At 49.8% G+C, this 9,180-nt stretch carries 5 protein-coding genes; all 5 read left to right on the forward strand.

Annotation, left to right across the window (positions count from 1 at the left end):
• Positions 1 to 4: 4 nt before the first annotated feature.
• The 5 genes from QUA50_RS22845 (at position 5) to QUA50_RS22865 (ending at position 8,795) form a co-directional block, all read left to right on the forward strand.
• The gene (locus QUA50_RS22845; protein ID WP_333267622.1) at positions 5 to 1,339 is read left to right on the forward strand and encodes a CmpA/NrtA family ABC transporter substrate-binding protein; all 1,335 of its coding nucleotides are present in this window, start codon (positions 5 to 7) and stop codon (positions 1,337 to 1,339) included.
• Between the two features lie 154 nt (positions 1,340 to 1,493).
• Positions 1,494 to 2,363, forward strand: a complete 870-nt coding sequence (gene ntrB / locus QUA50_RS22850) for a nitrate ABC transporter permease (RefSeq protein WP_006632842.1) — start codon at positions 1,494 to 1,496, stop codon at positions 2,361 to 2,363.
• Between the two features lie 162 nt (positions 2,364 to 2,525).
• Complete coding sequence (locus QUA50_RS22855) at positions 2,526 to 4,550, forward strand: nitrate ABC transporter ATP-binding protein (protein ID WP_333267625.1); 2,025 nt, start codon at positions 2,526 to 2,528, stop codon at positions 4,548 to 4,550.
• A 104-nt stretch (positions 4,551 to 4,654) separates the two neighbouring features.
• Entirely contained in the window at positions 4,655 to 6,250 is a 1,596-nt protein-coding gene (locus tag QUA50_RS22860; protein WP_333267627.1) for a nitrate ABC transporter ATP-binding protein, read from the forward strand.
• Positions 6,251 to 6,623: 373 nt separating this feature from the next.
• The gene (locus QUA50_RS22865; protein WP_333267628.1) at positions 6,624 to 8,795 is read left to right on the forward strand and encodes a nitrate reductase; all 2,172 of its coding nucleotides are present in this window, start codon (positions 6,624 to 6,626) and stop codon (positions 8,793 to 8,795) included.
• The last annotated feature ends 385 nt before the right edge of the window (positions 8,796 to 9,180 follow it).

Genomic DNA, 9,180 nt, shown 5'->3' on the forward strand with positions numbered 1-9,180 from the left:
ACAAATGAGCAACCTTTCTAGAAGAAAATTCATCATCACCGCTGGAGCAACAGCAGCCGGCACCCTCCTAGCCCACGGTTGCAGTTCCAGTTCCACCCCATCTAACGGAAGTGCCACCCCCGCCGCCGGCGGCGCTTCGCCCACCGCCGCCCCAGCAGTCAGCATCAATCCCGCCGACGCCCCAGAAGTTACCGCAGCCAAACTCGGATTCATCGCCCTCACCGACGCAGCACCCTTAATCATCGCCCAAGAAAAAGGGTTATTTGCCAAGTACGGCATGAAAGACGTACAAGTTACCAAACAAGCATCTTGGCCAGTTACTCGCGACAACTTAGAACTCGGTTCCGACAAAGGCGGCATTGACGGGGCCCACATCTTATCCCCCATGCCTTACCACATGACATTAGGCACTATTACCAAAGGCAATCAGCCAGTGCCGATGTACATTCTTGCCCGGTTAAATACTAACGGTCAGGCAATTTCGCTCAGCAAAAAATACCTAGATTTAAAAGTAGGTACAGACAGCGCACCGCTGAAAGCAGCTTTTGGCAACCAAAACCTTCCTGTTGCTATAACTTTTCCCGGCGGCACCCACGATTTGTGGATGCGCTACTGGCTAGCAGCAGGCGGTATTAATCCAGATACAGATGTTTCCGTGATTCCCATACCGCCGCCCCAAATGGTAGCGAACATGAAATCTGGCAGCATGGAAGCATTTTGCGTAGGCGAACCTTGGAATGCTCAGCTAGTTACTCAAAAGGTAGGATACACCGCCTTGATAACCGGAGAACTTTGGAAAGATCATCCTGAAAAAGCTTTCGCTTTAAGAGGAGATTGGGTTGACAAAAACCCCAAAGCTGCAAAAGCACTTACAATGGCCGTACTGGAAGCCCAGCAGTGGTGCGACAAGGCAGAAAATCACGATGAGATGTGCCAAATTATCTCTCAAGATAAGTGGTTAAAAGTGCCAGTAGCAGATATTATCAGTCGCTCTAAGGGCCAAATTGACTACGGTACCGGCCGCATTGAAGCTGCCAGCCCAGTGGCGATGAAATTTTGGGCTGATAATGCTTCTTATCCCTACAAGAGTCACGATGCTTGGTTCTTAGCTGAAAATATTCGCTGGGGTTATATCCCGGCAACTACCGATATCAAAGCAACGGTTGATAAAGTTAACCGCGAAGATATTTGGAAAGCAGCAGCGACAACACTTGGCGTCCCTGCAGCCCAAATTCCTACTAGCAGTTCTCGCGGTGTAGAAACCTTCTTTGACGGCGTGAAGTTTGACCCAGAAAAACCAGAAGAATATCTGAAGAGTCTGGCAATCAAAAAAGCATAATTAGTGCACTGTTGACAGTTGACTGTTCACTTTTGATAGTTGACCGATTTTTTAATTGAGTGGAGTTGGGTTTCGTAACTCAACCCACCCCAGACACGGTGAACACTTCAAAGTATCTACAAATAATCGATTATTCACAATACTGAAAAAAAAAATGGCAACAAACCTCGCTGTTACTAAAAGCAAAAATCCAGTAAATTTCGTTCTGGATCAGGTTCAGAAAAACCGCCGGAAAATCATCCGCCCGCTGGTAGCAATTACAGTTCTGCTCATAATCTGGCAAATCCTCTGCAACAGTCCAGAGTCCAGCTTGCCGGGGCCAATCAAAGCTGTCCAAGAAAGCTGGAATCTGATTATTAATCCTTTCTTCGACAACGGCGGTACAGACAAAGGCTTGTTCTGGCAAATTTTGGCTAGCTTGCAGCGGGTGGCGATCGGCTTTACTTTGGCAGCAGTTCTCGGCATCAGTTTGGGAATCCTGATCGGCACAAACTCCCTAATGTTCGATGCTTTAGACCCGCTGTTTCAAGTATTCAGAACTATCCCGCCCCTGGCTTGGCTGCCGATCGCCCTGGCCGTATTTCAACAGTTCAATCCCTTTGAAGGCATGGGGGTGAAAGCTAACGAAGTTTCTGCACTATTCGTAATCTTAATTACCGCCATTTGGCCGATTCTAATTAACACCACAGTAGGCGTTCAACAAATACCCCAAGACTACAGAAACGTCGCCCGCGTCTTGCGCCTCCCCAACCAAAAATACTTCTGGAAAATCCTGCTTCCCTCTTCGGTTCCTTACATCTTCACTGGCTTGAGAATTGGTATCGGTTTGTCTTGGCTGGCGATCGTAGCTGCAGAAATGTTAGTCGGCGGCGTCGGCATCGGCTTCTTCATCTGGGACGCTTACAACAGTTCTAGACTCAGTGCAGTGATTCTAGCCGTGCTTTATGTAGGAATAGTCGGTTTGATTTTAGACAGAATCGTTGGTTTCATTGCTTCCAAAGTTGTTCCTGAAGAACAGAAATAGGATTTGGGGATCGGGCATCGGCCAAACAGGGCATCGGGCATCGGGCATGGCGAATGGTTGCCAACTACAAATTGGTAGAAATGAGTTGTAAATTAATGCCCAATGCCCAATTCCCAATTAATAATCAGCATCATACAAATTACAAACTAACCTAAAATTGCCATGTCAGTATTTGTTGAAGTAGACCACGTTGACCGCGTATTTAACTTGCCCAACGGAGAGCAATACATCGCTCTTAAAAATATAGAACTGAAAATAAAAAAGGGAGAATTCATCACCTTAATTGGGCACTCTGGCTGCGGCAAATCTACGCTGCTAAATATCATCGCCGGCCTCGACAACGCAAGTCAGGGCGGGATTACTTTAGAAGGGCGGGAAGTCCGCGATCCAGGCCCGGACAGAATGGTGGTGTTTCAAAATTACTCGCTGCTACCTTGGCTGACGGTGCGCGAAAATATCGCCCTAGCAGTAAATGAAATTTACAGCGGTAACTCTCAAGAAGATCGCGAGTTGGTGATCGAACACCACATTAAATTGGTCGGACTCGGACACGCCGCCGACAAACGGCCGGGCGAAATTTCTGGGGGGATGAAACAAAGAGTTGCGATCGCCCGCGCCCTGGCGATTCGCCCGAAATTGCTGCTGCTAGACGAACCTTTCGGAGCACTTGATGCTTTAACTCGCGGCGGTTTGCAAGACCAGTTGATGAAAATTTGCGAGGAAAGCAAAGTCACCAGCGTGATGGTAACTCACGATGTGGATGAGGCTTTATTACTGAGCGATCGCATTGTGATGCTCACCAACGGCCCGGAAGCCCAAATCGGGCAAATCCTCGAAGTGAACATTCCCCGCCCCCGCAAGCGCATGGAAGTTGTCAACCATCCGAGTTACTACGCGCTGCGTAACGAAATGGTTTACTTCCTCAACCAGCAAAAGCGGGTCAAACAGCGCCGGGCCAAACAACAACCCGCTGTCATCGCCCGCAACGGCCTGGAAAAAATCAACCTCGACATCGGCTTTATTCCCCTCACCGACTGCGCCCCCTTAGTAGTAGCTAAAGAAAAAGGATTTTTCAAAGCCCACGGGTTGGAAGAAGTTACTCTCAGCCGCGAACCAAGCTGGAAAGCGATCGCCAAAGGAGTTGCCGAAGGACGGCTGGACGCGGCGCAAATGGTTGCAGGAATGCCGATCGGGATGCTGTTGGGCCTCGACGGTGAAGCCCCTGTACCAGTCTGTAGCGCCATGACGCTCTCTCGCAACGGCAATTCGATTGTTTTCAACAAAGACCTTTACAGACAAGGCATTCGGACATTAGAGGATTTCAAAGCTGCGATCGCCAAGACTCCCGATAAAGTTCACACCTTGGGCATGGTACACTCGGCCTCCATGCACAACCTGCTGTTCCGTTACTGGCTGGCCGCCGGCGGCATCGACCCCGACCTCGACGTGGGCTTGACAGTGATTCCGCCCCCGCAAATGGTATCAAATTTAAAAGCAGGCAACATTGACGGCTACTGCTCGGGCGACCCGTGGAACTCCCACGCAGTCAACAGCGGCACGGGTTTTGTTATGGCCCGTTCCCTGGATATTCTGCCCGGACACATCGAAAAAGTTCTCGGTGTTAGCGAAGATTGGGCTCAGAAATATCCTCAAACCCACCTCGCTCTCGTCAAAGCGCTTTTGGAAGCCTGCGAATACTGCGACGATCGCCGCAACCGCGAAGAAGTCCTAGCATTGATTAGCCAAGAACAATACATCGGCGCCGATCCCAAAGACATCCGTCCAGGGTTCATCGATCCGTACAACTCCGGTACGGAGGCAGAACCAGAAATGCTCTACAATTTCAACCAGTTCTCTGTTGACAAAACCAATTTTCCAGACCGCCTAGAAATGGTGTGGGTGATGGCGCAGATGGCTCGCTGGGGACTGATCCCGTTCCCGAAAAACTGGGTGGAAGTGGTCGATCGAGTTTTGCGGCCCGATGTTTTCGGTCAAGCAGTACGGGAATTGGGCTTGCCGGATATTGCCAGAGATCGCCGGACGATCGAGCTATTTGACGGCACTGTGTTTAATCTCGACGACCCGATCGACTATCTTCACAATGTCACAATCAAACGCGCCGTCCGCATTGAAGAAATCTTAATTGAACAAATAGGCAGTCAGTGTTCCATCAAACTGCCAGCATAACCAGCAAATAGGAAGAGGGAATGAGGAGCAAGAAATCAGGAAACAAGACTCCACATTTTCCGCTTCCTAACTCCCTAATTTCAAATTCTCAATCGAAATTTGTCATGTCTAATTCATCAACCCAAAATCCACATCCTGAAAATATGCAAACTATCAAAACCCCCCAAAAAACGAAAATAGAGACGCCCAAGCAAGAATTTCTGACTATTAAAGACGTATCGAAAGTCTACGAAACTCCTAAAGGCCCTTACGTGGTTCTCGACGGTGTAAACCTGACTATTAATGAAGGCGAATTTATTTGTTTGATCGGTCACTCTGGCTGCGGCAAATCAACTTTGCTGAATATGATCGCGGGATTCAACGGGCCGACAAACGGAGAAGTGGCCCTGGAAGGTTCGCGGATTACTGAACCAGGCCCCGATCGCATGGTGGTGTTTCAAAACTACTCGCTTTTGCCGTGGCTGACTGCTACAGAAAATATTCACCTCGGCGTTGAAAATGTTTACCCGGAAAAGTCCTCCGACGAACACAATACGATCGTCAAGGAACACTTGGAATTAGTGGGGCTGACCGAAGCTTGTCACAAAAGACCGGGCCAATTGTCCGGGGGGATGAAACAGCGGGTGGCGATCGCCAGAGCCCTGGCAACTCGCCCCAAACTGTTGATTTTGGACGAACCTTTCGGAGCTCTAGACCCGATTACCAGAGAAGAGTTGCAGGAAGAATTGCTGAAAATTTGGCGGAAGGAAAAAATTACCGTCATTATGATTACTCACGATATTGATGAGGCTTTGTTTTTGGCCGATCGCATCGTGATGATGACCAACGGGCCAGCAGCTTCCATCGGCGAAGATATGCACGTTCCGTTCAGCCGTCCCCGCAACCGGGCGCGGATTATGGAAGACCCGAAATACTACGAACTGCGTAACTTTGCTTTGGAGTTCCTGTTTTCTCGCTACGCCCACCACGAAGAAGGTGAAGAAACGGATTCGGAGACAGAAGCCGTCGCGCTACCGATGCCATTACCTGCTAGCAAAACGCCTGCGGTTGCTGACAGGCCGATCGCACCTGCACCTTTTGTGCATCATACTGCCGAACCCCCAGAAGCCTCGTCGATCAAACGCGGCATCCTGGCAGCCTCGTGGTTCGCAGCAATGTTTACTTTAGCTGCCGTCAATATGTCGGTTGTTTCCAGCCAGCTAAAGCAAGCGAAACTAGCAGAAACTGCACCTCCGGCGCCGACTGCGGCGGCGATTGTGAGTTCTCCCCCCAGCCCGCAAGTCGCAGCAAGTTCGATCGCACCGAATCCAAGTCCTGCGCCCATCGCTGCTGCAAGTCCTGCGCCCATCGCTGCTGCAAGTCCTGCGCCCATCGCTGCCACCGCTGCCACCTCAGAGATTTCTGACAAAGCCGAACTCGATGCGATCGGACAGAAGTTGTATGCACAAATCGACCAAAAATGGAGAACAACTCCGACATTTACCGAAAGCTTGACTTATCGGGTCAAAGTAAAACAAAACGGCGAGATCCTGCAGTTCGATCCCACAAATAAAGCAGCTAAAGATTTCGTCAAAGAAACTCCTCTGTCGGTTTTGCAAACTCCTGCAAATGCAACAGCAGGCGCTGAAAAAACTGCTGAATTCCAAGTAACTTTTAGCCCCAGCAACGGAGGCGTATTAGAAGTTAAAACACAGAAATAGGCGACATAATACTCGCCCACTAAATCTCAGATTGCTATCAAGAACAAGGTCAAAAGTAGTATCGGCGCGCTGTTTGAGTCCTGCAACAATTCTTCCTCGCTCCCCTAGGTGGGGTGACAAGATTTAGGGCAGGAGTACCTCTGTTAGAGAGGTATTTAGGAGCGAATATTCACTGACTACAAACCAGATGGCTCGCGAGTTTTAGTAAGATAGCGGTTAATTTTAAATCAGGGTATTGTCCGTTGCTGTGAAGCATTTTTGCGGTAATTTAGTAATGATTAAAACATTATTTGCAGGAACCCTCAGTTCCGACTATAATAACAAATTACGAATTACCCATTAGCTTTCAAAAATTAGCATCTAAAATCACCAGATGGAAACTATAAAAACTCTTTGCCCATACTGCGGTGTAGGTTGCGGTCTAGAAGTTGTTGCCGACAAAAAACAAAGTTGGAAAGTGCGGGGCGATCGCAATCACCCATCAAGTCAGGGCATGGTTTGTATTAAGGGAGCAACCGTAGCAGAATCTATTCGGAGCGATCGGCTACTGTATCCGATGATGCGAGATACTCTCGACCAACCCTTCCGCCGCGCTAGCTGGGACGAAGCTCTCGATGCAATTGTTAACCGCATCCAAACAATTCGCAGCACCAGCGGTCCCGATGCTTTGTGCGTTTACGGTTCGGGTCAATTCGCAACAGAAGATTATTATGTTGCCCAGAAACTAATGAAAGGTTGTCTGGGTACTAATAATTTTGATGCTAATTCTCGCTTGTGTATGTCTTCAGCAGTCTCTGGATACGTTCAAAGCTTTGGCTCGGACGGGCCGCCTTGCTGTTACGACGATTTAGAATTAACAGATTGCGCTTTTATTATTGGTAGCAATACAGCGGAATGCCATCCGATTGTATTCAATCGATTAGCAAAATACCACAAAAAGCATCCAAATGTCAAGATGATTGTGGTAGATCCGAGGCGGACTCCGACTGCTGAAGCGGCGGATTTGCACTTAGCAATTAAACCGGGTACGGATATAGATTTGCTTAACGGAATTGCATATTTGCTGTTACGCAGGCAAGCAATAGATGCTGAGTTTATTGAAGAATGCACGGCGAATTTTTCAGCTTTTGCTGAGGTGATTAGCAGCTACACGCCGGAGTTTGTAGCCTCGCGCTGCGGCATTACTGTGGGCGAGTTAGAAACGGCGGCAAACTACTGGGAACAGTCGCAGCGCGTTTTGTCTCTGTGGTCGATGGGAATGAACCAGTCGTCGGAAGGCACGGCAAAGGTGCGATCGCTGATTAATTTGCACTTGATGACCGGTCAAATTGGCAAACCGGGATGCGGCCCGTTTTCCCTCACCGGCCAGCCAAACGCGATGGGAGGGCGGGAAGCGGGAGGACTGTCTCACTTGCTCCCAGGCTACCGATTTGTGAAAAATGCCGAACACAGAACCCAAGTCGAGGAATTTTGGGGAATCGCACCGGGAAGTATTTCCCCGCATCCGGGCCGCACAGCTTGGGATATGATCGCCGGTTTGGAAACTGGCGATGTCGAGTTGCTGTGGATTGCAGCTACTAATCCGGTGGTGAGTATGCCGGATTTGGAACGCACGAAAGCCGCTTTGCTGCGATCGCCCTTTACTATTTATCAAGAAGCTTACTATCCCACTGAAACCTCGGCCTACGCTCACATCCTGCTGCCGGCAACGCAGTGGAGCGAAAAAACCGGAGTAATGACGAATTCCGAACGCCGGGTTACGCTTTGTCCCGGTTTCGACACTCCCTCCGGGGAAGCCCGCGACGACTGGAGGATTTTCGCCGAGGTGGGACGGCGGTTGGGTTTTGCCGAACACTTTGCTTTCGAGAACAGTGCGGAGGTTTTTCAAGAGTACGCACAGTTGACGCGGGGCCAGCCTTGCGACATGACCGGCCTGAGCCACGAATACATCCGCCAAGAAGGGCCGCAGCAGTGGCCTTGCCGGGAAAACGAGCCTGTGCATCCAGGGAACGAAGCGAAACGGCTGTATACTGACAGGCGTTTTCACACTCCTGACGCGCGGGCGAGATTTTCGGCCTATCACTCGCGGGGACTGGCAGAACCTCCCGATCCGAATTATCCGTTTGTGTTGACGACAGGGAGACTTTACGGACACTGGCACACGATGACGCGGACGGGTAGAACAGAGAAAATTAATCAATTGCACCCCGACCCGTTTTTGGAAATTCACCCCCGCGATGCTGCCAAATTGCAGATTAAGGAGGGTGATTTGCTGGAAGTTCGATCGCGCCGCGGCAAGGCGCAGTTTCCGGCAAAAGTCACAAAGGCGATCGCGCCCGGTACGCTATTTGTACCGATGCACTGGGGTTCTCTGTGGGCCGAAGCGGCTGAAGCCAATGCCATGACTCATGCTGCAAGCTGTCCAGATTCCAAACAGCCTGAGTTAAAAGCTTGTGCGGTGCAGTTGGTGCTGGTTGGGGCAGAAACTGCCGCAGAAGTTGAGGAATTTAATTGGCAAAAATCCACCCTCGCCGTCACTTCTTGAGCGGCCCTCGAACTACGGGATGTTACACATCACCGCCGAACGAGCGGGAAGCCGCGGGCTTTAGACATGGGGAGGAACCGGGTTGATGTTTGGCGAGTGCGAGCGTCAATCGCGCTAAGTCGAACGATTGGAGATTTACTCCACAGATGAATCTGGGATCTTGAACAAGACTTTAAACTTTTGCACTCTTGGCGACACAAGTCCGGGGCTGGTATCCGTTTGTGGGGTAACAATGTCTCTCGATCGAGCAATTTTGAACCCGGACATACCCTACACATAAATCTTAAATCCCAAATCCCAGATCTAAAACCTAACGATCGCGAATTAAATAACTTATCATTTTAATTGTTATTGTGGGATGGGCGTCCCGCCCGGCCGTAAAAGA

This window comes from Microcoleus sp. M2_D5 (assembly GCF_036701935.1).
In the GTDB taxonomy this organism is placed as follows: Bacteria; Cyanobacteriota; Cyanobacteriia; order Cyanobacteriales; family Microcoleaceae; genus Microcoleus.

Coding starts and splice junctions, on each gene's coding strand:
- QUA50_RS22845 (WP_333267622.1), top strand. CDS start 5: ATGAGCAACCTTTCTAGAAGAAAATTCATCATCACCGCTGGAGCAACA.
- ntrB (WP_006632842.1), top strand. CDS start 1,494: ATGGCAACAAACCTCGCTGTTACTAAAAGCAAAAATCCAGTAAATTTC.
- QUA50_RS22855 (WP_333267625.1), top strand. CDS start 2,526: ATGTCAGTATTTGTTGAAGTAGACCACGTTGACCGCGTATTTAACTTG.
- QUA50_RS22860 (WP_333267627.1), top strand. CDS start 4,655: ATGTCTAATTCATCAACCCAAAATCCACATCCTGAAAATATGCAAACT.
- QUA50_RS22865 (WP_333267628.1), top strand. CDS start 6,624: ATGGAAACTATAAAAACTCTTTGCCCATACTGCGGTGTAGGTTGCGGT.